This window comes from Streptomyces sp. NPDC054770, from assembly GCF_053611985.1.
Genome location: NZ_JBSHBL010000108.1, coordinates 1 through 20,644, shown reverse-complemented (window position 1 = coordinate 20,644; position 20,644 = coordinate 1). Strand labels below are relative to the sequence as shown.

Annotated in this window: 23 protein-coding genes; 15 read left to right on the top strand and 8 right to left on the bottom strand. The window is 71.9% G+C overall.

The window, feature by feature from the left end:
* Positions 1-75 precede the first annotated feature (75 nt).
* From ACWGKQ_RS47160 to ACWGKQ_RS47145, 4 genes are read left to right on the top strand one after another with little or no spacing between them, the layout of a single operon-like run.
* Complete coding sequence (locus ACWGKQ_RS47160) at positions 76-465, top strand: hypothetical protein (RefSeq protein WP_453298277.1); 390 nt, start codon at positions 76-78, stop codon at positions 463-465.
* Positions 462-1,253 carry a transcriptional regulator gene (locus ACWGKQ_RS47155; protein WP_453298276.1) on the top strand — a complete coding sequence of 264 codons (792 nt, stop codon included), beginning with the start codon at positions 462-464 and terminating at the stop codon, positions 1,251-1,253. The genes ACWGKQ_RS47160 and ACWGKQ_RS47155 overlap by 4 nt, the downstream gene beginning before the upstream one ends.
* 31 nt (positions 1,254-1,284) lie before the next feature.
* Entirely contained in the window at positions 1,285-1,785 is a 501-nt protein-coding gene (locus ACWGKQ_RS47150; RefSeq protein WP_453298275.1) for a roadblock/LC7 domain-containing protein, read from the top strand.
* A gap of 16 nt (positions 1,786-1,801) precedes the next feature.
* On the top strand, positions 1,802-2,176 hold the full coding sequence (locus ACWGKQ_RS47145) for a hypothetical protein (protein ID WP_453298274.1): 375 nt from the start codon (positions 1,802-1,804) through the stop codon (positions 2,174-2,176).
* Positions 2,177-2,183: 7 nt separating this feature from the next.
* Here the strand turns inward: ACWGKQ_RS47145 and ACWGKQ_RS47140 are convergent, their stop codons facing one another.
* The 3 genes from ACWGKQ_RS47140 to ACWGKQ_RS47130 form a co-directional block, all read right to left on the bottom strand.
* Positions 2,184-2,786 (bottom strand): hypothetical protein, encoded by a 603-nt coding sequence (locus ACWGKQ_RS47140; protein WP_453298273.1) that lies wholly within the window; start codon positions 2,784-2,786, stop codon positions 2,184-2,186.
* Between the two features lie 141 nt (positions 2,787-2,927).
* Positions 2,928-3,770, bottom strand: coding sequence for a MurR/RpiR family transcriptional regulator (locus ACWGKQ_RS47135; protein WP_453298272.1), 843 nt, complete (start codon positions 3,768-3,770; stop codon positions 2,928-2,930).
* The gene (locus ACWGKQ_RS47130; RefSeq protein WP_453298271.1) at positions 3,767-5,275 is read right to left on the bottom strand and encodes an aromatic amino acid ammonia-lyase; all 1,509 of its coding nucleotides are present in this window, start codon (positions 5,273-5,275) and stop codon (positions 3,767-3,769) included. The genes ACWGKQ_RS47135 and ACWGKQ_RS47130 overlap by 4 nt, the downstream gene beginning before the upstream one ends.
* Positions 5,276-5,416: 141 nt before the next feature.
* On the opposite strand from ACWGKQ_RS47130, the gene ACWGKQ_RS47125 reads away from it, so the two are divergent.
* From ACWGKQ_RS47125 to ACWGKQ_RS47100, 6 genes are all read left to right on the top strand, one after another.
* The gene (locus ACWGKQ_RS47125) at positions 5,417-6,454 is read left to right on the top strand and encodes an ABC transporter ATP-binding protein (RefSeq protein ID WP_453298270.1); all 1,038 of its coding nucleotides are present in this window, start codon (positions 5,417-5,419) and stop codon (positions 6,452-6,454) included.
* Positions 6,451-7,092, top strand: a complete 642-nt coding sequence (locus ACWGKQ_RS47120; protein ID WP_453298269.1) for an ABC transporter permease — start codon at positions 6,451-6,453, stop codon at positions 7,090-7,092. Before ACWGKQ_RS47125 ends, ACWGKQ_RS47120 begins: the two co-directional genes overlap by 4 nt.
* A 1-nt stretch (position 7,093) precedes the next feature.
* Complete coding sequence (locus ACWGKQ_RS47115; protein WP_453298268.1) at positions 7,094-7,756, top strand: ABC transporter permease; 663 nt, start codon at positions 7,094-7,096, stop codon at positions 7,754-7,756.
* Between the two features lie 10 nt (positions 7,757-7,766).
* The gene (locus ACWGKQ_RS47110) at positions 7,767-8,696 is read left to right on the top strand and encodes an ABC transporter substrate-binding protein (RefSeq protein ID WP_453298267.1); all 930 of its coding nucleotides are present in this window, start codon (positions 7,767-7,769) and stop codon (positions 8,694-8,696) included.
* Positions 8,697-8,844: 148 nt separating this feature from the next.
* The gene (locus ACWGKQ_RS47105; RefSeq protein WP_453298266.1) at positions 8,845-9,468 is read left to right on the top strand and encodes a carbonic anhydrase; all 624 of its coding nucleotides are present in this window, start codon (positions 8,845-8,847) and stop codon (positions 9,466-9,468) included.
* Positions 9,469-9,540: 72 nt separating this feature from the next.
* Positions 9,541-9,954 carry a hypothetical protein gene (locus ACWGKQ_RS47100; protein ID WP_453298265.1) on the top strand — a complete coding sequence of 138 codons (414 nt, stop codon included), beginning with the start codon at positions 9,541-9,543 and terminating at the stop codon, positions 9,952-9,954.
* 25 nt (positions 9,955-9,979) lie between these two features.
* Here the strand turns inward: ACWGKQ_RS47100 and ACWGKQ_RS47095 are convergent, their stop codons facing one another.
* A complete protein-coding gene (locus ACWGKQ_RS47095) occupies positions 9,980-10,741 on the bottom strand; it encodes an SDR family oxidoreductase (RefSeq protein ID WP_453298264.1) in 762 nt (253 codons plus the stop codon).
* A gap of 146 nt (positions 10,742-10,887) precedes the next feature.
* Between ACWGKQ_RS47095 and ACWGKQ_RS47090 the strand changes: the two genes are divergently transcribed.
* The gene (locus ACWGKQ_RS47090) at positions 10,888-11,712 is read left to right on the top strand and encodes a helix-turn-helix transcriptional regulator (RefSeq protein ID WP_453298263.1); all 825 of its coding nucleotides are present in this window, start codon (positions 10,888-10,890) and stop codon (positions 11,710-11,712) included.
* A gap of 334 nt (positions 11,713-12,046) precedes the next feature.
* On the opposite strand, the gene ACWGKQ_RS47085 is transcribed toward ACWGKQ_RS47090, so the two are convergent.
* Positions 12,047-13,438, bottom strand: a complete 1,392-nt coding sequence (locus tag ACWGKQ_RS47085) for a cystathionine beta-synthase (RefSeq protein WP_453298262.1) — start codon at positions 13,436-13,438, stop codon at positions 12,047-12,049.
* Between the two features lie 151 nt (positions 13,439-13,589).
* On the opposite strand from ACWGKQ_RS47085, the gene ACWGKQ_RS47080 reads away from it, so the two are divergent.
* The 3 genes from ACWGKQ_RS47080 to ACWGKQ_RS47070 all read left to right on the top strand — a co-directional run bounded on the left by ACWGKQ_RS47080 (position 13,590) and on the right by ACWGKQ_RS47070 (position 17,237).
* Positions 13,590-14,648: an SGNH/GDSL hydrolase family protein gene (locus ACWGKQ_RS47080; RefSeq protein ID WP_453298261.1), complete on the top strand. Its 1,059-nt coding sequence runs from the start codon at positions 13,590-13,592 to the stop codon at positions 14,646-14,648.
* A 313-nt stretch (positions 14,649-14,961) separates the two neighbouring features.
* Positions 14,962-16,182, top strand: a complete 1,221-nt coding sequence (locus ACWGKQ_RS47075) for an acetyl-CoA C-acetyltransferase (protein WP_453298260.1) — start codon at positions 14,962-14,964, stop codon at positions 16,180-16,182.
* A 272-nt stretch (positions 16,183-16,454) separates the two neighbouring features.
* Entirely contained in the window at positions 16,455-17,237 is a 783-nt protein-coding gene (locus ACWGKQ_RS47070; protein ID WP_453298259.1) for a hypothetical protein, read from the top strand.
* Positions 17,238-17,408: 171 nt separating this feature from the next.
* Here the strand turns inward: ACWGKQ_RS47070 and ACWGKQ_RS47065 are convergent, their stop codons facing one another.
* Positions 17,409-17,720 carry a hypothetical protein gene (locus tag ACWGKQ_RS47065; protein WP_453298258.1) on the bottom strand — a complete coding sequence of 104 codons (312 nt, stop codon included), beginning with the start codon at positions 17,718-17,720 and terminating at the stop codon, positions 17,409-17,411.
* Positions 17,721-17,838: 118 nt separating this feature from the next.
* Between ACWGKQ_RS47065 and ACWGKQ_RS47060 the strand changes: the two genes are divergently transcribed.
* Positions 17,839-18,069, top strand: coding sequence for a DUF4287 domain-containing protein (locus tag ACWGKQ_RS47060; RefSeq protein ID WP_189268002.1), 231 nt, complete (start codon positions 17,839-17,841; stop codon positions 18,067-18,069).
* A gap of 85 nt (positions 18,070-18,154) precedes the next feature.
* On the opposite strand, the gene ACWGKQ_RS47055 is transcribed toward ACWGKQ_RS47060, so the two are convergent.
* Both ACWGKQ_RS47055 and ACWGKQ_RS47050 read right to left on the bottom strand, forming a co-directional pair.
* Positions 18,155-19,015 (bottom strand): Bax inhibitor-1/YccA family protein, encoded by an 861-nt coding sequence (locus tag ACWGKQ_RS47055; protein WP_453298257.1) that lies wholly within the window; start codon positions 19,013-19,015, stop codon positions 18,155-18,157.
* Between the two features lie 195 nt (positions 19,016-19,210).
* Positions 19,211-20,389: a 4-hydroxybenzoate 3-monooxygenase gene (locus ACWGKQ_RS47050; RefSeq protein WP_453298256.1), complete on the bottom strand. Its 1,179-nt coding sequence runs from the start codon at positions 20,387-20,389 to the stop codon at positions 19,211-19,213.
* Positions 20,390-20,644: the final 255 nt, after the last annotated feature.

Below are 20,644 nucleotides of genomic sequence, written 5' to 3'. Positions count from 1 at the left end.
CTCACCCCTCCCGCACACGTTGCGTAGTGTCTGCGTCACTCAACCGGAGAGCCACGCGGCGGGAGGGGAGCCACGGTGCCCGGAATCGACGAGTGCTTACTCGAAGCGATGCGACTGCCCGGTGCCCGGGGCGCCGCGCTGGTCGACTGGACCAGCGGACTGGCCCTGGGCACGGTCGGGGAGGCGCCCGGCGGTGACCACGAGACCACCGCCGCGGAGGCCGCCGAACTGGCCCGGCTGGCCGCCGAGCACGGGGCGTTCAGCACGGAGGACGACGCCGATCTGAGCCCTCCGGTGGAGGACCTGATCGTCAGCAACCGGGACAGCTACCACCTGCTGCGGTTCGTGGTCACGTCCTTCGACGCCACGGTGTTCCTGCATCTGTGGCTGACCCGCGAGGACGGCAATCTCGCCCTCGCCCGGATCCGGCTCGGCGAGATGGCCGAGCGGCTGGTACTGGGATGACCGTGGTCGAAACGCCGCCGCCGCTGCCGGTCCGGGACCGGACGGCCCTGCACGAGAGAGCATCCGGCGCGCTCTCACCGATGCTGATACGCCTCGCCGAGGAGCGGGCCACCGGTGTCCTGGTCCGCGAGCACGGCACCCTGCACCTGGCCGAGGGCCGCGTGGTGCACGCCGAGAGCCCGTTCGCCCCCGGCCTCGACGTGCTCCTCACGGCCCACGGCACGCTCGACCCGGCGGCCTGGCCCTGGACCGACGACATACCCGCCGCCGTCCACCGGCTGCTCGCCGCCGACCTGCTCCCGCGAGGCGCCCTGGAGCTGTGCCGGCTCGGCGCCCTGTACGACGCCGGGTACTTCGCGCTGGCGCCCAGCAGCACCCCGGGCCGGTTCCGCTACGGCAGCACGGCCGCCGCCGGCCCGCTGCGCGCCGTGCCCGTCGCGGACCTGGAGCGCGAGACCCTGCGCCGCCGCGAACTGCTGCACCGCAGCTGGCCCGACCCGTCGGCGGACGGCGCCCCGCTGATCCGCGCCGACCCCCTCGCACCCCCGCCGGTCACCCCCCGGCAGCGGGCGGTCCTGGACCGGGTGGACGGCGTCCGCACGGCCCCGCAGATCGCCCGGGAGCTGGGCCGGCCGGCCTTCCACACGCTGGTGGACGTACGGCGGCTGGCGGCGGCCGGGCTCCTCGTGCCGAGGAACACCGCACCCGTCCCGCCCCTGATTCCCCCGGTCACCGACCCCGACATCGCGCTGCTGAAGAGGCTCAGGGATGCGCTGGAGGCCCTTTGAACGGCACCGCCCCGCCGAGAGGAGACAGCTGATGGCGGCAGAACCCGGCAGCTCCGACAGAGAGGCCGTCCTCGACGAACTGCGCCGGTTACGCACCCGGATGCCCCAGCTCACCGGCGCCCTCGCGGCCGGTGTCGACGGCCTGGTCGTCGCCCACGACTGCCCGGGCGTCGATCCGGAGGGCCTCGCCGCGCTCACCGCGGCCGAACTCGGTGTCGCGGTCCGGGTCGCCGACGCCACCGGCAAGGGCGAACTCAGGGAGCTGCTGGTGCGCGGCGAGGACGGCTATGTCGCCACCTATGCCGCCGGCCGCAGCGCCGTGCTCACCCTGCTCGCCGAGGACCGGGTGAACGTCGGCCGGCTCCACCTGGAAGGCCGCCGGGCCGCCGCCCGGATCGGCGAGATGGTCGACGCCGCCGAGGCCGCCGCCAAGGCCCTGCGCCCGGCCCGCAGCGCAGTCCCACGGACCAGAACCACGCGCACGCCACGCACCAGCACCACCACCGACGCGCGCACCGCAACCGACAGTTGAAAGGAACCAGAAAGTCATGGCCAACACCGAAACCGCCCTGAAAGAGTGCCTCACCTCCATCGAGGGCGCGACCGGCGTCGCGCTCGTCGACTACACCAGCGGGATGGCGCTGGGCACGATGGGCGGCAGCAAGACCTTCGACCTGAACGTGGCCGCGGCCGGCAACACGGACGTGATCCGCGCCAAGATGCGCACCATGGAGCACCTCGGCCTCAAGGGCGAGATCGAGGACATCCTGATCACGCTGTCCAACGCGTACCACCTGATCCGGCTGCTCAAGGGCCGGGGCGGCAACGGCCTCTTCCTCTACCTGGTGCTCGACGCCTCCCGCGCCAACCTGGCGATGGCCCGGCACCAGTTGAAGAAGGTCGAGGAGGACCTGGAGGTCTGACCGGACCTCACACCAGCGCCGCGGTGCGGCGGCGGGCCCCGCCCGGGGCCGCGTCGCCCGCCGCGATGCCGGTACCGCGGTAGCCCTTGACGGCCTTGCCGGCCGGGCGGCCGCCGCGCTGGTCGAGCCAGTCGACACGCAGCCACAGCAGTTGTCCGGCGGCCTTCTCCCGGCGGCCCAGCCAGGCCGCCTTCAGGCGCAGCCCGGTGCCGGTCCCGGCGAGCAGCAGGCCGCCGGCCGCGGGCACCGCGAAGCCGGAGCCGAGCGCCACGGCGAAGGCCAGCAGCAGCCACCAGCGGTGTCCCCGGCGCCAGTTCCGCACGGTCACCGCCCGGTCCTGGAGCACGTCGTGCTTGCCGGCCCGGGCGGCCCCGTGCACCAGCGCGGTGTACCGCTTGCGGCGGGTGAACGCCACGACGGCGGCGCCGATGATGAACAGCGCGGCTCCGGCCATGACACCGATCCGCCGCCCGGTGATCCCCGGGGGCAGCACCCCGACGCCCGCGGCGAACACCCCGGACCACCACAGCGGAGCGGCCCCGGCCCGTACGACCACGGCCACCCGGGCCAGGCCTTGCCCTCCTCGTGCCCCTCGTCCCGCACGCGCCATGTCCGCAGCCTCCTCGCCGGTCTCGGCCCAGTCCGTATGCCGGGACGCTAACCAGCGAACGTGAGACGAGCCTTAAAGGAACAGCCCGAAAACGTGGGTTCTGCTCTCAGGCGGCTCACATCTGCGGCTCGCATCTGGGGCTCACTCCACGAACAGCCCCCGTGCCGCCGCCCGGGTGTCGAACTCCTCCAGGCGGGCCTGCGCGTCCGGCAGGTCGTCGCACATCGCCTCCAGGAGCACCCGGCCCAGCAGCATCGGCGCGCACGCCGTGTCGAAGGCGAGCCCGGTGCCGACGGCGGCCGGCAGCAGCAGGTCGGAGACCTTGGCGACGGGCGCGAAGGCGGAGTCGGCGACGGTGACCACGGCCAGCCCGGCCTCCTTCGCGTAGCCGAGGGTGTCCACGACCTCGCGGGGATGCCGGGGCAGCGCGAAGCACAGCAGTGCGGTGGCGCCGGCCAGGACGGCCGCGTCGATGCGGTCGTGGATCATCGTGCCGCCCTCGTTGAGCAGCCGGACGTCCGGGTGCACCTTGGCGGCGAAGTAGGCGAAGCCGTACGCCTGCGAGGCGGCGGCTCGCAGGCCGAGGATCGGCAGCGGCCGGGACGCGGCCAGCAGCCGGCCCGCCTGCTGCACCGGGCGCGGGTCGGCGAGCACCTCGGCGAGGTGCCGGAGGTTCTCGATCTCGGCCTCGACGGCCTGCTGGTACTCGTTGTACGACCCGGAGCCGGCCGCCTGTTCGGCGGGGACCACCTCGCGCAGGTGCTTGCGCAGCGCCGGGTAGCCGTCGAAGCCGAGGGCGACCGCGAAGCGGGTGACGGAGGGCTGGCTGACCCCGGCGAGTTCGGCCAGCTCCACGCTGGACAGGAAGGGCACGTCGGCGGCGCGCCGCACCATGCTGTGCGCGATGCGCCGCTGGGTCGGCGTCAGCCGGTGCCCCTCGAAGAGCGCCTGCAACCGTGTTGCAGGGCTGTCGGTCACGTTCATGACGTGCTCCCCCTCCAGATGTCCGTGAACCGGTCGAGCAGCCCGGCCGCCGCCGTGACGTCGTCCGTGAGCGGCCGGTCGGCCGGGTCCGCCTCCAGCGCCGCCTCGGCGAGCTCCAGCGCCCTGCCCGCCCCGAGCCCGGGTTCGGGCCTCAGGTCGCGCTGGCGCAGCGCCCGTACGGCGGCGACGAGTTCGCAGCCGACCACCAGACGGTACGCACGGCAGGCGCGCAGCGTTTGACGGGCGGCGAGCGAGGCGAAACTGGCCTGCTCCTCGACGCCTCGGGAGAGTACAGCGTGCCCGAGGGAGGCGGGCGCGGAGAAGGCGCGCAGATCGCCGAGGGCGGCGCCGGCGGCGTACTCCAGGATCATCACGCCGGAGGAGGCGGGCTCCTGGTCGGCGAGGAAGGGGCGCAGCCGGGTGAAGGCCGGCTCGTTGAGGGAGGAGAGCCGGGAGGTGGACAGGCGGGCGACCTGGGTGACGGCGAGCCTGAAGTGGTCCAGGGCGAGGGCGAGCTGGGCCTGGTAGAAGCCGCCGTGGTGGTAGGCGGCCAGGTCCTCGGCGGAGATGAGGGGGTTCTCGGCGGCCGCGTTGATCTCGATGGCGAGGACCTGCTCCAGGGCGTCGGCGGCGTCGTGGGCCGGGCCGTGGATCTGGGGCAGGCAGCGGAAGCCGTACGGGTCCTGGATCCGGCCGAGCGGCGGGGTCGGCCGGTCGGCGGCGCCGATCAGCTCCCGCATCCGGCGCGCGACCTCGACGCTGCCGCGGTGCGGGCGGGCCGCGTGCACGGGCTCCGCGAACGCCTCGTGGGAGCCGTCGACGGCGAGCAGCGACAGGGCCGCCACCACCTGGGTGGCCTCGATCAGCCCGCGCAGTTCGTGCAGGGCGAGCGCGGACTGGCCCAGGGTGAGGGCGTTGCTGCTGATCAGGGCGAGGGCGTCGTTGTTGTCCAGCGGCTGGGGCTCGGGTGCCCCGGAGCCCCGCCAGGGGTGCTCCCCCACCAGCGCGAGGCCGACCTGGGCGAGCGCCGCGATGTCCCCGGTGCCGACCGAGCCGAACTCGTTGACCACCGGGTACGCGCCCGACTCCAGCGCCTCGCACAGGGCCGTCACGACACTGGGCCGCAGGCCCGCGCCGCCCGCAAGCAGCTGGTTGGCCCGGACCGCGAGCATCGCGCGCACCTGCCGGGCGGGCAGTTCGTCGCCGATCGCCCCGGCGTGGCTGCGCAGCAGCCGCAGTCCGTGTCCTGCGGCGGCCTCGGTGGGCACGTCCTCGTTCCGGTTGGCGCCGACGCCGGTGGAGCGGCCGTAGACGCGGCCGGTGGCGGCGATCTGCCGGGCGGCGTTCCAGGACTCCTCCGCGCGGCGCATCGCCTCGGTCCCCGGGACCGGGCGGGCGGTGCCGTCGGCGAGCCGCACGACGTCCTCGACACCCGTGCCGATGCCGTCGAGGACCACCAGGCCGGAATGCGTTGTTCCGGGAGTGTCCACGATACGAGACGACATCACGCCCAAACTCCCCTCAATCCGGACACTCGATCTTGCGTTGCGGTCATCCGTTACCTCGGATTAACGCGAGACCGTTGACAACCTATTCACCTAACGAGAACTCTGCATGACGTTATACAGCCGGGCAAGGGACATCTCATGATCCAGTTCGACGCGGTCCACAAGCGCTTCCCCAACGGCACGACAGCAGTAAACGATCTCTCCCTGGAGATGCCGGAGGGCGGGGTCACCGTCCTGGTCGGCTCCTCCGGTTGCGGCAAGACCACCACCCTGCGGATGATCAACCGGATGGTCGAGCCGACCTCCGGCACGATCAAGGTGAACGGCAGGGACGTCACCCAGCAGGACGCCGCCGAACTGCGCCGGTCCATCGGGTACGTCATCCAGCAGGCCAGCCTCTTCCCGCACCGCACGGTGCTGGACAACATCGCCACCGTCCCGCTGCTGCTCGGCTGGAACCGGAAGAAGGCCCGCGCCCGCGCCGCCGAACTCCTGGAGACCGTCGGCCTCGCCGCCGACGCCGGCAAGCGCTACCCGCACCAGCTCTCCGGCGGCCAGCAGCAGCGCGTCGGCGTCGCCCGCGCCCTCGCCGCCGACCCGCCGGTGCTGCTGATGGACGAGCCGTTCGGCGCCGTCGACCCGGTGGTGCGCACCCAGCTCCAGGACGAACTGATCCGGCTCCAGAAGGAGTTGAACAAGACGATCGTCTTCGTCACGCACGACGTCGACGAGGCCGTCCGGCTCGGCGACCGGATCGCGATCTTCCGCACCGGCGGCCACCTGGTCCAGATCGCCCCGCCCGCCGAACTGCTGGCCCGGCCCGCGGACGACTTCGTGGCCGACTTCCTCGGCGCGGAACGGGGCCTGAAGCTGCTGTCCCTGAAGACCCTCGCCGACGTCCCGCAGGGCCCGGCGCCCCGAAGCGGCGACTGGACCCTCGTCCTGGACCCGGCGGGCAAGCCCCTGCACTGGGCCGCGAAGGACGCCGAACTCCCCGTACGGCCGCTGACGGACGGCGACTCGCTGCTCGCGGCGCTGAACGAGTCGATCGCCTCCCCGACCGGACTGGTCGCCAGGGTCGACGCGGCCGGCGTCCTCACCGGCGTCTCGTCCCGCGACGACATCCACGTCCACGCCGGTCAGGCGCACAGCGCGGCCCGGGTGGTGGCGGCATGACCATCGACTGGTCGTGGATCGGCGACCACACCGACGACCTCACCAGCCTCACCCTCTCGCATCTCCAGGCGGCGCTGACCGCGGTCTTCTTCGGCCTGGTGATCTCGCTGCCGCTCGCGGTGGTCGCGCACCGGGTCCGCGCCCTGCGCGGCTTCCTGCTCGGCCTCTCCAACGTGCTCTTCACGATCCCGTCGATCGCGATCTTCGTGCTGCTGCTCCCGATCAGCGGCCTGACCCGCACCACGACCGTCATCGGCCTGACCGTCTACACGCTGGTCGTGCTGCTGCGGAACACGGTCGAGGGCCTGGACTCGGTCCCCGCGAAGACCAAGGAGGCGGCGAAGGCGATGGGCACCCGCCCGCTGCGCACGCTCCTCACCGTCGAACTCCCGCTGGCCCTCCCCGTGATCATGGCGGGCGTCCGGATCGCCACGGTCATGTCCATCTCGCTGGTGAGCGTCGCCACCTACATCGGCGACGGCGGCCTCGGCCAGCTCTTCACCGACGGCTTCCAGCGCGACTTCCCGACCCCGGTGATCGTGGGCGTGGTCCTCACGATCCTGCTCGCCGTGGTCGCGGACGCCCTGCTGGTGGCCCTCCAGTACGTCCTGACCCCGTGGCGGCGGAGGCGAGCCTGACATGTTCGAACTCTTCAAGAACCTCGGCACCTGGCTGACCAGCGGCTCCCAGTGGACCGGCTCCGACGGCATCGCGCACCGCCTCGCCGAGCACCTCCAGTACTCGCTGCTCGCGACCCTCATCGCGGCCGCGATCGGCCTCCCGCTCGGCCTGCTGATCGGCCACACCGGCAAGGGCGCGTTCGTCGCCATCAACCTGGCCTCCTTCGGCCGCGCCCTGCCGACCGTGGGCCTGGTCGTGCTCGTGTTCCTGGCGGGCGGTCTGTCGATGCTGCCGGTGTACGTCGCGCTGGTCGCCCTCGCCGTCCCGGCGATCGTCACCAACACCTACGCCGGCATGACCGCCGTCGACCCGGACGTGAAGGACGCCGCCCGCGGCCAGGGCATGCGCGGCCACCAGGTCCTCTTCCAGGTCGAGCTGCCGCTCGCGCTCCCCCTGATCATGACGGGCCTGCGCCTGGCGCTCATCCAGGTCGTGGCCACGGCCACCGTCGCCGCGTACGTCTCCTTCGGCGGCCTCGGCCGCTACGTCTTCGACGGCCTCGCCCAGCGCGACCTCGTCCAGGTGCTCGGCGGCGCGGTACTGGTCGCGGTCGTCGCCATCGTCCTCGACCAGCTCCTGAGCACCCTCCAGCGCTTCCTCTTCCGCCACCGCACTGCCTAGGGACCCCTCGATGAACCGACGCACTCTCCTCGGCGGCCTCTTCGCAGCGGCCTCCGTCCCCGCCCTCGCCGCCTGCTCAAGCGGCATCACCTCCCTGAACGAGGGGAGCGGCTCGACCGCCGGCGGCGGCTCCAGCAAGGGCGGCATCACCATCGGCACCGCCAACTACACCGAGAACCAGGTGCTCGGCTACCTCTACGCGGCCGTGCTCCAGAAGGCCGGCGTGAAGGTGAAGGTCCGCCCGAACCTCGGCACCCGCGAGATCGTGATCCCCGCGCTCAAGGCCGGCGACATCGACCTGCTGCCCGAGTACCAGGGTGCCCTCCTCAACTACCTCGCCCCGAAGGACACCTCCGACGAGCCGGGCACCATGCAGAACGCGCTCACCCTGGCGCTGCCCGCCGGCCTCCAGGTGCTGCCGTACGGGCAGGCGGCCGACTCCGACTGCTTCGTCGTGACCCGGGCGACCGCGCAGAAGTACGGCCTGACCTCCCTCGCCGACCTGGCCAAGGAGAACGGCAAGCTGGTCATCGGGGCCGCGCCCGAGGTGAAGAAGCGCCGGGTGGGCGCGGTCGGTCTGCAGGAGGTGTACGGCGTCCGGTTCAAGGAGTTCAAGTCGCTGGACTCGGACGGGCCGCTGGTCAAGGGCGCGCTGAAGAAGGGCGACGTGGACGTGGCGAACCTGTTCACCACCGACACCGACATCGCGGCCAACGGCTGGGTGGTGCTGACCGACCCCAAGAACCTCGTCCCCAGCCAGCGCATCGTCCCGCTGATCGCCGACCGCAAGGCCGACGACACCGTCCGCAAGGCCCTCGCCCGGCTCGGCAACACCCTCACCACCGAGCAGCTCACCCAGCTCAACAGCCAGGTCGACAACGACAAGAAGGACCCGGAGGACGTGGCGGCCGCGTACGCGAAGCAGCACGGGCTGGCCTGACCGCCGATCACCGGCCACCGGCCACGGCCACCGGCTCGGTATCGCGCGGGCGATGATCCGCCCAAGAGCCGTTAAACCAGTACCCAGTGTAACGTTTCCGCCGCGTAGAGTGATGAGAACCATCAGCGCCAGCACCTGAGGAAGCGTCATGGCCTCGAACCCCAGGGCTCTTCCGACGGCCACCGCCGTCGGTGCGCCGGCCGTCGCCCTCTCGTCGGCGGCCGTCGTCCCCGACTCGGCGAGCGCGGCCCTCGACGAACTGCTCCAGGGCAACCGGCGGTACGCCACCGGCCGCTCCCGCCACGGCCGGGCGGCCGCCCCGCACCCGTTCGCGGTGGTGCTCGGCTGCGTCGACTCCGCCGCCACCCCGGAACTGGTCTTCGACCAGGGCCTCGGCGACCTGCTGTGCATAAGGACGGCCGGGCAGGTGCTGGACGAGGCGGTGCTCGGTTCCCTCCAGTACGGCGTGCAGGAGCTGCGCGTCCCGCTGGTCGTGGTGCTCGGTCACGAGGGCTGCGGGGCCGTCGCCGCCACCCTCGCCCGGCTGCGCACCGGCGCGCCCGTCCCCGGTCACCTGGAACTCCTCGCCAAGGAGATCGCACCGGCCGCCCTGCGCACCAGGGCGCTGCCCGGCGACTGGGCCGAACACACCATGCGGGCCCAGACGGTGTGGGCGCGGGACGCGATCCGGGCGGACCCCGGGTTCGCGGGAGCATCGGTGGTGGCGGCCCGCCTCGACACCGGCAGCGGGCTGGTGTCGCTGCTGCCCTGAGGGCGGACCCCCTGCCGGATGCGGGGGATTTCCCCAGTGCGACGGGCCTTCGCGGCCCCTACGGTGGACGTCATGACGGACGTTCACGACACCGACCTGAAGAAGGACCTCGCCGCCACCCTGCACGCCCGCAGGGACCTGGGGCCGGAGTACGAGTCGGAACTGGTCGACTCCTTCCTGGAGAAGATCGACCAGCGGATCGACACCGCGGTGGAGCGCCGGCTGCGCCGGGGCCTGGCCGAGCAGCAGATGCAGGCGGCCCGTGGGACACGCAGGCAGAAGAGCTCCGACTCCTGGGGCGAGCGCTTCGGCTTCGGGATCGTGTCGCTGGTGCTGGCGATCCCGCTCTCGGCGATCAGCGGCGCGTTCGGCGGCATGACGGGCGTGGTCGTCACCTGGATCGGCATCGTCGGCGTCAACGCGACCCAGGCCGTCCGCCTCAACCCCGGCGTGTTCCAGCGGGGCGACCGCGACCGGGAGGACTGACCCGGGGGCCTGAGGCCGGGCCGGGTCACACCTGCCGGGTCGGCTGGACGACGACCTGCCGCAGGTTGACGTGCCGGGGGCGGCTCGCCACATAGCCGACCAGGTCGGCCAGGTCCTCGGCGGCCAGTGCGCCCATCCCGTCGAACATGCCCGCCACCTGCTCGCGCAGTTCCTCGCCCTCGATGTGGGTGCCGAGTTCGGTGTCCGTCAGCCCCGGCTCGACGTTGGTGACCCGCACGTCACGCGGCCCGAACTCGGCGCGCAGGGACTGCGAGAGGAAGGTGACGGCGGCCTTGGTGGCGCCGTACACCGCGAAGGTGGGGAAGACGACGTGCGCGCCGATGGACGACACGTTGACGAGATCGGCGGTACGGCCCTCGGCCGCGGCCGCCACCAGGTCCCCGGTGAAGGCGCGCAGCACCCGCAGCACACCGGTGACGTTGGTGTCGAGCATGCGCTGCCACTCGTCGATACGGCCGTCGTCGACCGGGTTGGGGAGCATGACGCCGGCGTTGTTGACGACGAGGTCGACGGTTCCGTAGGCCGCGTGCACGGCGTCGGCCGCGGCCTGGACGGACGCGTCGTCGGTGACGTCGGCGACGACGGCGAGGGCCTCGCCGCCGTTCGCCCTGATCTTCGCCACCACCGTCTCCAGCCGGTCCGCGCGCCGGGCCAGCAACGCCACCCGGGCCCCGGACCCGGCGAGCCGCAGGGCGACGGCCGCCCCGATCCCGCTGGCGGCGCCGGTGACCACGGCGGTACGGCCGGACAGGTTGTCGTACGACATGAGGTACTCCCTGGTGAGTGCCGCCGGGCCTGCCCCGGTGGCGTGTCTCCACACTCGCCGGGGCCGGGCGGCCTACCCAGGGCTCGGCTTTTCCTGGGTCTGGCAGAACCAGGTTGGGAGGGCGCGACTCCCCTACGATCGAACCCATGGACGGGGAACTCGGAGACTTTCTGCGCTCGCGCCGTGCCCGCATCCAGCCCGAGGAGGTGGGGCTGCCCTCGCACGGGCGGCGCCGCGTACCGGGCCTGCGCCGCGAGGAGGTGGCGCAGCTGGCGGGGGTCAGCGTCGACTACTACATCCGCCTGGAACAGGGGCGGGGCCCGAGCGTTTCGGACGCGGTGCTCGACGCGATCGCCCGTGTGCTGCGCCTGGACGAGACCGAGCACGCCTATCTGCTGACGGTGGCCCGCCCGCGGCGGAAGGGCACCGGGCGCCCGGCCCGGCCCCGCGTCCGCCCCGGCGTACAGCTGCTGCTGGACGGCATGGAGCGGACGCCCGCGTTCGTGCTGGGCCGCAGGATGGACGTCGTCGCCTGGAACGCGCTCGGCGACGCGGTGAACGGGTTCAGTGCCCTGGCCCCGGCCGAGCGGAACATCCCGCGCCAGGTCTTCCTCGACCCGGCAGCCGCGGGCTTCTACCCCGACTGGGCCGCCGTCGCCGCCCAGACCGTCGCCAACCTGCGCATCGACGCGGGCCGCCACCCCGACGACCCCAGGATGGCCGCGCTGGTCGGCGAACTCTCCCTGAAGAGCGCGGACTTCCGCCGGCTGTGGGCGGACCACGAGGTCAAGGAGTGCGCGTACGGCACGAAACGCATCCAGCATCCGGTGGCGGGCCTGCTCACCCTCCCCTACGAGACCCTCACGGTCCCGACGGACCCGGACCAGACGATCGTGGCGTACACCCCCGAGCCGGGCTCGGAGACGGCGGAACGGCTGGCGCTGCTGGGGAGTTGGGCGACGACCGGCTGAGGCCGGGAAAAGTAATGCGCGGGGACCGCCGCACCCCCGTTTTACCGAGGGGCGGGACGACGGCGGTCCCCGCGAGGGACATGGACCGGGTCAGGGCCGGGTCTCACGTCCGGGCGTCCATGGAGGTCCGGGAGCCGCTCCGGAGGTCCTTGGACGTTCGGTGCCGGCCGAGGCGGGGAGCCGCTCCCGCCCTGCCGACACCCACTAATCTGCCGGAGCCGTGTTAAGCGGGTGCTGCGCGCACGTGACACGCTCGTACCACTTCCGCGAAGTCCACCACTCGGACAGGAAACAGCAAGTTCCCCGGCGTCACGGGCCGTTCACCGGACGTTCGCTACTGCTTGCTGCCCTTGGCGAGAAAGGCCAGCAGGTCCTGCCGGCTGATCACGCCGGTGGGCTTGCCCTCGACGAGGACGATCGCGGCGTCGGCCGCGCCCAGCACCGTCATCAGGTCCCCGACCGGTTCGCCGGAGCCGACCTGGGGCAGCGGGGCGCACATGTGCTTCTCCAGCGGGTCCTCCAGGGAGGCCCGCTTGCTGAACAGGGCGTCGAGCAGCTCCCGTTCGACGACCGAGCCGACGACCTCGGCGGCCATCACGTCCGGGTGACCGGCGCCCGGCTTGACGACGGGCATCTGGGAGACGCCGTACTCGCGCAGCACCTCGATGGCCTGCCCGACGGTTTCGTCCGGGTGCATGTGGACGAGGGAGGGGATGGAGCCGCCGGCCTTGTCGCTGAGCACGTCGCCGACGCGGGCGCTGGGGCCCTCGTCCTCCAGGAAGCCGTAGTCGGCCATCCACTCGTCGTTGAAGATCTTGCTCAGGTATCCGCGGCCGCTGTCCGGCAGCAGGACGACCACGACGTCGTCCGGGCCGAGCCGCTCGGCCACCCGCAGCGCGGCCACGACGGCCATCCCGCAGGAGCCGCCGACCAGCAGGCCCTCCTCCTTGGCCAGCCGCCGGGTCATCTGGAAGGAGTCCTTGTCCGACACGGCGACGATCTCGTCCGCGACGGTCCGGTCGTAGGCGGTCGGCCAGAAGTCCTCACCCACGCCCTCGACGAGGTAGGGCCGCCCGGACCCGCCGGAGTACACGGACCCCTCCGGGTCGGCGCCGACGACCTGGACCCGGCCGTCACTGGCGTCCTTCAGGTAGCGCCCGGTACCGGAGATGGTGCCGCCGGTCCCGACCCCCGCCACGAAATGGGTGATCTTCCCCGCCGTCTGCTCCCACAGCTCGGGGCCGGTCGAGTGATAGTGCGAAAGGGGGTTGTTGGGGTTGGAGTACTGGTCCGGCTTCCAGGCGCCGGGCGTCTCGCGGACCAGCCGGTCGGAGACGTTGTAGTACGAGTCCGGGTGCTCCGGGTCGACGGCGGTCGGGCAGACGACGACCTCGGCGCCGTACGCCCGCAGCACGTTGATCTTGTCGGTGCTCACCTTGTCGGGGCACACGAAGATGCACTTGTACCCCTTCTGCTGGGCCACGATCGCCAGGCCCACCCCGGTGTTCCCGCTGGTCGGCTCGACAATGGTCCCGCCGGGCTGGAGCTCCCCGCTCTTCTCCGCCGCCTCGATCATCCGCAGCGCGATCCGGTCCTTCACGGAACCGCCCGGGTTGAAGTACTCGACCTTGGCGAGCACGGTGGCCTGGATGCCCTGGGTGACGCTGTTGAGTCTCACCAGCGGGGTGTTGCCGACGAGGCTGATCATCGAGTCGTGGAATCGCACCGTTGTCTCCGGTTGCTTGCAAAAGGTGTGGTCCTGGTTGGTGTCGCCAGCCTAAGGCCCCGCTCCGGAGGTTCACTCCCCGTTGAGATTGACGCACGGGCTGTACGGGGCAAGGAGTGGGTGAGCGGCAACGAGGAGGTGGCGGCGACGCATGACGAACATGTCGAGGGCGCGGGTGGCCCGGCGGATCGCGGCCGGGGCGGCGTACGGCGGCGGTGGGGTCGGGCTGGTCGGCGCGGCCGCGGTGGGCCTGGTGCTGGCCGAGGTGCGGATGGCCAGGACAGCGGTGCACAACGGCAACAGCGGCGGCCGGGTGCCGACGGCGGACGGCCGTTACGGCGACGGGTACGACGCCTCCGGTGAGCCGCCGCTGCGCCTGACGATGCTCGGTGACTCCACGGCCGCCGGCCAGGGCGTGCACCGGGCCGCGCAGACACCGGGCGCGCTGCTGGCGTCCGGCCTCGCCGCGGTCGCGGAACGCCCGGTGGAGCTCCGCAACGTGGCCCTCCCCGGCGCCCAGTCCGACGACCTGGACCGCCAGGTCGCCCTGGTGCTGGGCGCGGCCTCGCCCGTCCCCGACGTCTGCGTGATCATGATCGGCGCCAACGACGTCACCCGCCGGATGCCGCCGACCCGCTCGGTGCGCCACCTCTCGGCGGCCGTCCGCCGCCTGCGCACGGCGGGGGCCGAGGTGGTGGTCGGCACCTGTCCCGACCTGGGCACGATCGAGCCGGTACGGCAGCCGTTGCGCTGGCTGGCCCGGCGGGCGTCCCGGCAGCTGGCGGCGGCCCAGACGATCGGGACGGTGGAGCAGGGCGGCCGCACGGTGTCGCTGGGCGACCTGCTGGGCCCGGAGTTCGCGGCGAACCCACGCGAGCTGTTCGGCCCCGACAACTACCACCCCTCGGCGGAGGGCTACGCGACGGCGGCGATGGCCGTCCTCCCCACGGTCTGCGCGGCCCTCGGCCTGTGGCCGGCGGAGGAGGAGCGGCCCGACGTCACCCGCCGCGAGGGCTTCCTGCCGGTCGCCCGGGCGGCGGCGGAGGCGGCGGCCGAGGCCGGCACCGAGGTCACGGCGGCGATGCCGACGGGGCCGCGCGGTCCGTGGGCCCTGCTGAAACGCCGCCGGCGCCAGCCCGTGGAACCGCCCACCCTCCCACCCGACTCTGCTTCCGAGGAGGCGAGGTCGAGGGCCGGTACGACCGACTAGGGGGCGAGGGCGTGTCGCTCACCGGCGCCGGCAGGGTGCCGCTGAAGAGGGGCGGCTGGACAGCGCCCCGTAAGGGGCGCGGGGAACTGCGCGAGCAACCCCCACGGACCCGCGCGGACCCACGCACCCCCCGACATCGGAAAAGCAAGCGCTTAGAAAGTGCGGTCAGTGTCACACCCCGACACCGGTGACCGATGACATACGTACAGGTAACTTCCGAAGCGGCCCTGCCAACCTTCGTACGCCCACCCGTCGCCCGGCCGCCACCCCTCAACGAGGCGCTGCGCGCCGCCCCTTCCTCCTTGGAGCCGTGATGCCCGAAGCCGTCATCGTCTCGACCGCCCGTTCCCCGATCGGCCGCGCCGTCAAGGGCTCCCTGAAGGACCTGCGCCCCGACGACCTCACCGCGACGATCATCCAGGCCGCCCTCGCCAAGGTCCCCGAGCTGGACCCCAGGGACATCGACGACCTGATGCTCGGCTGCGGCCTCCCCGGCGGCGAGCAGGGCTACAACCTCGGCCGGATCGTCGCCGTGCAGATGGGCATGGACTACCTGCCCGGCACCACGATCACCCGGTACTGTTCCTCGTCCCTGCAGACCAGCCGCATGGCCCTGCACGCCATCAAGGCCGGCGAGGGCGACGTCTTCATCTCGGCCGGTGTCGAGATGGTCTCCCGCTACGCCAAGGGCAGCTCCGACGGCCTCCCGGACACCACGAACCCGGTCTTCGCCGAGGCCCAGGCCCGTACCGCCGCCACCGCCGCGTCGACCGGCTCCACCTGGCACGACCCGCGCGAGGACGGCGTACTCCCCGACCCGTACATCGCGATGGGCCAGACCGCCGAGAACCTGGCCCGCATCAAGGGCGTCACCCGCCAGGACATGGACGAGTTCGGCGTCCGCTCCCAGAACCTCGCCGAGGAAGCCATCAAGAACGGCTTCTGGGAGCGCGAGATCACCCCGGTCACCCTCCCCGACGGCACGGTCGTCAGCAAGGACGACGGCCCGCGCGCCGGCGTCACCCTGGAGGGCGTCGCGGGCCTGAAGCCGGTCTTCCGCCCCGACGGCCTGGTCACCGCCGGCAACTGCTGCCCGCTGAACGACGGCGCCGCCGCGGTCGTCATCATGAGCGACACCAAGGCCCGCGAGCTGGGCCTGACCCCGCTCGCCCGCATCGTGTCCACCGGCGTCACCGGCCTCTCCCCCGAGATCATGGGCCTCGGCCCGGTGGAGGCGAGCAAGCAGGCCCTGAGCCGCGCCGGTCTCACCATCGACGACATCGACCTGGTCGAGATCAACGAGGCGTTCGCCGCCCAGGTGATCCCCTCCTACCGCGACCTGAACATCCCGCTGGAGAAGCTGAACGTGAACGGCGGCGCCATCGCCGTCGGCCACCCCTTCGGCATGACCGGCGCCCGTATCACCGGCACGCTCATCAACTCCCTCCAGTTCCACGACAAGCAGTTCGGCCTGGAGACCATGTGCGTCGGCGGCGGCCAGGGCATGGCGATGGTCATCGAGCGCCTCAGCTGAGCCTCTGAGTGACCGTCACGGGACCCACCGTGACAACACGGCCCGGTGTTCGAGAAAACTCCGAACACCGGGCCGATTTGTGATCCAATCTCCCCCAGGATGTGACCTATCTCCCTCTGCGGAGATATCGCCGCAGGTCAGCGCCGTTGTCCCGGTAAACCCCAGGGCCAAAGTCCTGTCCGTTTCGTGACGTTACGCACTGACAGCTTGATAGTCCACCCTTCAAGCTGATGTAGGAAGTCGGGGGTCGACTTTGAACCGGGAGTACGTCAGTGAGCGCCATGCCGATCGCCTTGCTGCTCACCACGGCCGCCACGGGCGCCGTGGGCGTCGCTGTCCTGCGCACCGTTCTGAAGCTGCGCCGTCAGGTCGCCGAGCTGCACACCCAGCTTGCCCAGAACCAGGCCGCGACCTTGCGCGCCCTCATGCCGGCGGCCCGCAGCCATGCCGCCGCCGAGGAGATACGCGCCGCTGTCGCTGAGGCGCTGGCCGAGGAGCGGGAGCGGGAGCTGGCCGAGGCACGTGCCTTCTGGGCCGCGCAGGAGGCGCGTGACGCCTCCGACGCGCCGTCGCTGCTGGGTCTGGCGGACGGTGAGCCGTTCCTGCCCCGGCAGTCGGACTTCGTGGGCCTGGAGCCGGTCGCCGAGCCGGCCGCGGAGACCGACGAGTTCACCGGGGAGTCCCCGGAACTGGCCGCGGCCCGCCGCCGCCACCCGTCCCACCCGGACTTCGTGCCGGTGCAGTCGCCGGTGGTCAACGACCATGAGCGTACGGTCGCGACGCTGGAGCAGCTGGCCGAGTCCCAGGTCGAACTCTCCGACGTCCGTCCCGGCCCGCTGGGCACGCTGGACGTCTACGTCTTCGCCGACGGCACGACCCTGTGCATGACGCCGGGGCACCGGGAGACGGCGGAGCGGCTGGCTGCGGCGCTGGGCGCGGGCGAGACGCCGTATCTGCTGGGCGGGTCGGGGATCTCCGGCGCGTACACGCTGACGTTCGCGTGCGGCGAGGAGAACGTCTACATCCTGGCGGACCGGGTCATAGCGTCGCTTTGATGTTCTGGGGCGCTCCGGTGCGTTGTCGGCTGCGGGTGCGTTGGGGCTGGTCGCGCAGTTCCCCGCGCCCCTAAAAGCAAAAGAACGGGGCGCCACAGTGCGCCCCGTCAGGGACGCGGGGAACTGCGCGAGCAACCACGACGGCGCCGCACCCGACAACGCACCGCCGCCTCACACCCCCGCCCTCTTCTGCGCCTCCTCCACCAGCCGCACCGCATCCCCCACCTCGGCGTCGTTCTCCAGCACCACCGCCAAGTCGTTCCCGGCCACCGTGATCTGGTCGGCCACCGCGAACATCCCCGCGTCCGGCATCTCGCGGCTCGCCGCGCCCGGCTCCTCCACCGCCTGCGCCCAGCGGGCCAACTCCCTGGCCAGGCCCAGCGCCTCCGCGGCGGCGCCCCGCTGCAACCGGCTCTGCGGTGCCGCCCTCAGCTTGTCGGCGAAGTGTTCCACGGCACGGGTGAGAGGCGTCGTATCAACCACGCCGTGAGCGTAACGCGTGCCACCGGCTGTCCTGTCACGACTGTTGCCAACACGCCAACACTCAGGCACGGTGACGTGAAGGACCGGCTACAACCCCCTTTGCGCACCGGAGGCGCCGATGTCCCAAGTCTTCTCCATGGAGACCCATCGCAACCTGCTCGCCCGCATCCCCCACTGCACCGGTCGTGAAGTGTCCGACTGGCTGCGTACCGTCGACGAAGGCCCGTCCCTCTTCTGTTTCGAGGAGAAGGTCAGCTGGCTCCGCCACGAGCACAACCTCGCGTACGGCCACGCGAAGGCGTTGATCCACGAGTACGACCTGAGGAGGGCCGCGCGCAAACTTCTCTAGGCGCGCACGCACACAGACGGCGAAGGGCCCCGGGGTGACGACCCCGGGGCCCTTCTCAGCCCGCTTGCGACAGCGTGCCGTCGAGCTAGTCGTTGCTGCTGAAGATCGCCACCAGGCGCAGCATCTCGATGTAGATCCACACCAGCGTCATGGTGAGGCCGAACGCGGCCAGCCAGGCCTCGTTCTTCGGGGCGCCGTAGGCGATGCCGTCCTCGATCTGCTTGAAGTCGAGGGTCAGGAAGAACGCGCCGAGCAGGATCGCGATGATGCCGACGATCGCGCCGAGCGGGCCGAAGCTGCGCAGTCCGCCGTTGTCGGCGACGCCGAACGCGACCAGCAGCAGGTTGACCGCCATGACCAGCACGAAGGCGATGGCGATGGACATGCCGATGCGGGCGTAGCGGGCGGTGACGCGGATCCAGCCGGCCCGGTAGACCAGCAGGGTCGCGGCCGAGACCGCCATGGTGCCGAGCACCGCCTGGAACGGGGCGCCGCTCCACTGGCTGTTGTACATCTCGCTGATGACGCCGAGGAAGACGCCCTCGAAGGCGGCGTATCCCAGGATCAGCGCGGGTACGGGGGTGCGCTTGAAGCTCTGGATCATGGCCAGGACGAAGGCGATGATCGCGGAGCCGATGGCCAGGCCGTAGCTGGTGGTCGAGACCGGCAGCAGCGCCCAGGCGAGGACCGCGCCGACGGCGACCGTGCCGAGCGTCATCGCGGAGCGCGTGATGACGTCGTCCATGGTCATCCGGCCGGTGGTGGCCGGGGCCTGCGGCGGGGCGCCCTGCTGGAGGTCCTGCTGGGCGTACGGGTTGTTCGCGTACGGGTTCTGCGCGTACGGGTTGCCCTGTGCGTACCCGGCCTGCGGCGCGGTGTTGAAGCCCGCGTAGCCGTTGTCGCGGCTGAAGCCCCGTCGCGAGAAGACCGGGTTGCTGCTCCTCATTTCACTCCTCCATGGCCACGGTGCGTGGCCTTGGCCTCAAGAGTAATGGATTGGCAAAAGATTGACCCTACTACCTGCGGAGGATCTTTCCCTCACCGTGCTGCGCAACACGCTACGCGGAGCCCTGATTCCCGGCCACGGAGGGCTTCATTCCATGACGAAGCCGGGACATGACCGGAATCGGCCAGAGATCCCTCAGACGTCCAGGGGGAAGCCGGTGTACGCCTCCGCCAGGTCGGTCTCGGCGGCCCGGGAGGAGGCGATCCGGCCGAGCCAGGCCAGCTGGAGCCGGGCGTCGAAGGGACTGTCGCCGGGGCCCGGGTGGAGCATGCTCGTCATGTTGTACGAGAACCGCTCGGCCTGCCAGACCCGGCGCAGGCAGGTCGCCGAGTAGCTCTCCAGGAGTCCGGGCGAACCCGTCTCCTTCTCGTGCGCGAGGGCGCGGGCGAGGGTGACGACGTCGCCGACGGCGAGGTTCAGCCCCTTGGCGCCGGTCGGCGGCACGATGTGGGCGGCGTCCCCGGCGAGGAATACCCGGCCGTGCCGCATGGGCTCGTGGACGTACGACCGCATGGGCGTGACCGACTTCTGGGTGATCGGGCCGCGCGCGAGGCGCCAGTCGTCGTCGGTCTCGAAGCGGCGCTCCAGCTCGTCCCAGATCGCCTCGTCGGTCCAGTCCTCGGCGTCCGTGTCCGCCGGGACCTGGAGGTAGAGGCGGGAGACCGACGGGGAGCGCATGGACAGGAGGGCGAAGCCCCGGTCGTGGCGGGCGTAGACCAGTTCGTCGTGGGAGGGGGCGACGTCGGCGAGGATGCCCAGCCAGGCGTAGGGGTGGGTGCGTTCGAAGACCTGGGAGAGGGACTCGGGGAACGCGGCGCGGGCGACGCCCCAGAAGCCGTCGCAGCCGGCCACGTAGTCGCACTCCAGGACGTCCTCGCGGCCCTCGTGCCGGAACCGCACCCGGGGCAGTTCGCTCTCGGCGCCCTCCACCGCCAGCGCCTCCGCCTCGAAGAGCAGCGGGCCGCCCTCCTTCAGCTGGAGGGCGATGAGGTCCTTGCAGACCTCGGTCTGGGCGTAGACCATCACGGACCGGCCGCCGGTGAGGCCGGGGAAGTCGACGCGGTGGCGCTGCCCGGCGAAGCGCAGCTCGATGCCGTCGTGGCGCAGGCCCTCGCGGTCCATGCGCTCCCCGGCGCCGGCCGCGCGCAGCACGTCCACCGTGCCCTGCTCCAGGATCCCGGCGCGCTGGCGGTGCTCGACGTAGGAGCGGTCGCGGCTCTCCAGGACGACCGAGTCGATGCCCGCGTTGTGCAGCAGCCGCGCGAGGAGGAGCCCGGCGGGTCCGGCTCCGATGATGCCGACGGTGGTGCGCATCGGTCGCTTCCCTTCGATACTCGTCTGTTCGTCTGGTGAAATTTCCTTCACTGCGTTCGGTTGAGTCTCCGTCCGGTCGTACCCCATGTCAATGGACACACCCGATGTCGACGCGGTGCACGCGGCAGGCCCCCGGGCCCCCGAATGGGGTGGCGGGCCCCGCGGCCCGGGGGGGGGAGGGGGGGCCGTCCGTGGACCCGCCCGCCGGCCAGGTGGGGGGGGGGGGTGGAGTCCGTATGCGGGTAGCCCCCGTCT

Excerpts from the sequence above, each read along its gene's own strand:
- ACWGKQ_RS47155 (WP_453298276.1), top strand. The coding sequence starts at position 462 with ATGACCGTGGTCGAAACGCCGCCGCCGCTGCCGGTCCGGGACCGGACG.
- ACWGKQ_RS47150 (WP_453298275.1), top strand. The coding sequence starts at position 1,285 with ATGGCGGCAGAACCCGGCAGCTCCGACAGAGAGGCCGTCCTCGACGAA.
- ACWGKQ_RS47145 (WP_453298274.1), top strand. The coding sequence starts at position 1,802 with ATGGCCAACACCGAAACCGCCCTGAAAGAGTGCCTCACCTCCATCGAG.
- ACWGKQ_RS47140 (WP_453298273.1), bottom strand. The coding sequence starts at position 2,786 with ATGGCGCGTGCGGGACGAGGGGCACGAGGAGGGCAAGGCCTGGCCCGG.
- ACWGKQ_RS47135 (WP_453298272.1), bottom strand. The coding sequence starts at position 3,770 with ATGAACGTGACCGACAGCCCTGCAACACGGTTGCAGGCGCTCTTCGAG.
- ACWGKQ_RS47130 (WP_453298271.1), bottom strand. The coding sequence starts at position 5,275 with ATGTCGTCTCGTATCGTGGACACTCCCGGAACAACGCATTCCGGCCTG.
- ACWGKQ_RS47125 (WP_453298270.1), top strand. The coding sequence starts at position 5,417 with ATGATCCAGTTCGACGCGGTCCACAAGCGCTTCCCCAACGGCACGACA.
- ACWGKQ_RS47120 (WP_453298269.1), top strand. The coding sequence starts at position 6,451 with ATGACCATCGACTGGTCGTGGATCGGCGACCACACCGACGACCTCACC.
- ACWGKQ_RS47115 (WP_453298268.1), top strand. The coding sequence starts at position 7,094 with ATGTTCGAACTCTTCAAGAACCTCGGCACCTGGCTGACCAGCGGCTCC.
- ACWGKQ_RS47110 (WP_453298267.1), top strand. The coding sequence starts at position 7,767 with ATGAACCGACGCACTCTCCTCGGCGGCCTCTTCGCAGCGGCCTCCGTC.
- ACWGKQ_RS47105 (WP_453298266.1), top strand. The coding sequence starts at position 8,845 with ATGGCCTCGAACCCCAGGGCTCTTCCGACGGCCACCGCCGTCGGTGCG.
- ACWGKQ_RS47100 (WP_453298265.1), top strand. The coding sequence starts at position 9,541 with ATGACGGACGTTCACGACACCGACCTGAAGAAGGACCTCGCCGCCACC.
- ACWGKQ_RS47095 (WP_453298264.1), bottom strand. The coding sequence starts at position 10,741 with ATGTCGTACGACAACCTGTCCGGCCGTACCGCCGTGGTCACCGGCGCC.
- ACWGKQ_RS47090 (WP_453298263.1), top strand. The coding sequence starts at position 10,888 with ATGGACGGGGAACTCGGAGACTTTCTGCGCTCGCGCCGTGCCCGCATC.
- ACWGKQ_RS47080 (WP_453298261.1), top strand. The coding sequence starts at position 13,590 with ATGACGAACATGTCGAGGGCGCGGGTGGCCCGGCGGATCGCGGCCGGG.
- ACWGKQ_RS47075 (WP_453298260.1), top strand. The coding sequence starts at position 14,962 with ATGCCCGAAGCCGTCATCGTCTCGACCGCCCGTTCCCCGATCGGCCGC.
- ACWGKQ_RS47060 (WP_189268002.1), top strand. The coding sequence starts at position 17,839 with ATGTCCCAAGTCTTCTCCATGGAGACCCATCGCAACCTGCTCGCCCGC.
- ACWGKQ_RS47055 (WP_453298257.1), bottom strand. The coding sequence starts at position 19,015 with ATGAGGAGCAGCAACCCGGTCTTCTCGCGACGGGGCTTCAGCCGCGAC.
- ACWGKQ_RS47050 (WP_453298256.1), bottom strand. The coding sequence starts at position 20,389 with ATGCGCACCACCGTCGGCATCATCGGAGCCGGACCCGCCGGGCTCCTC.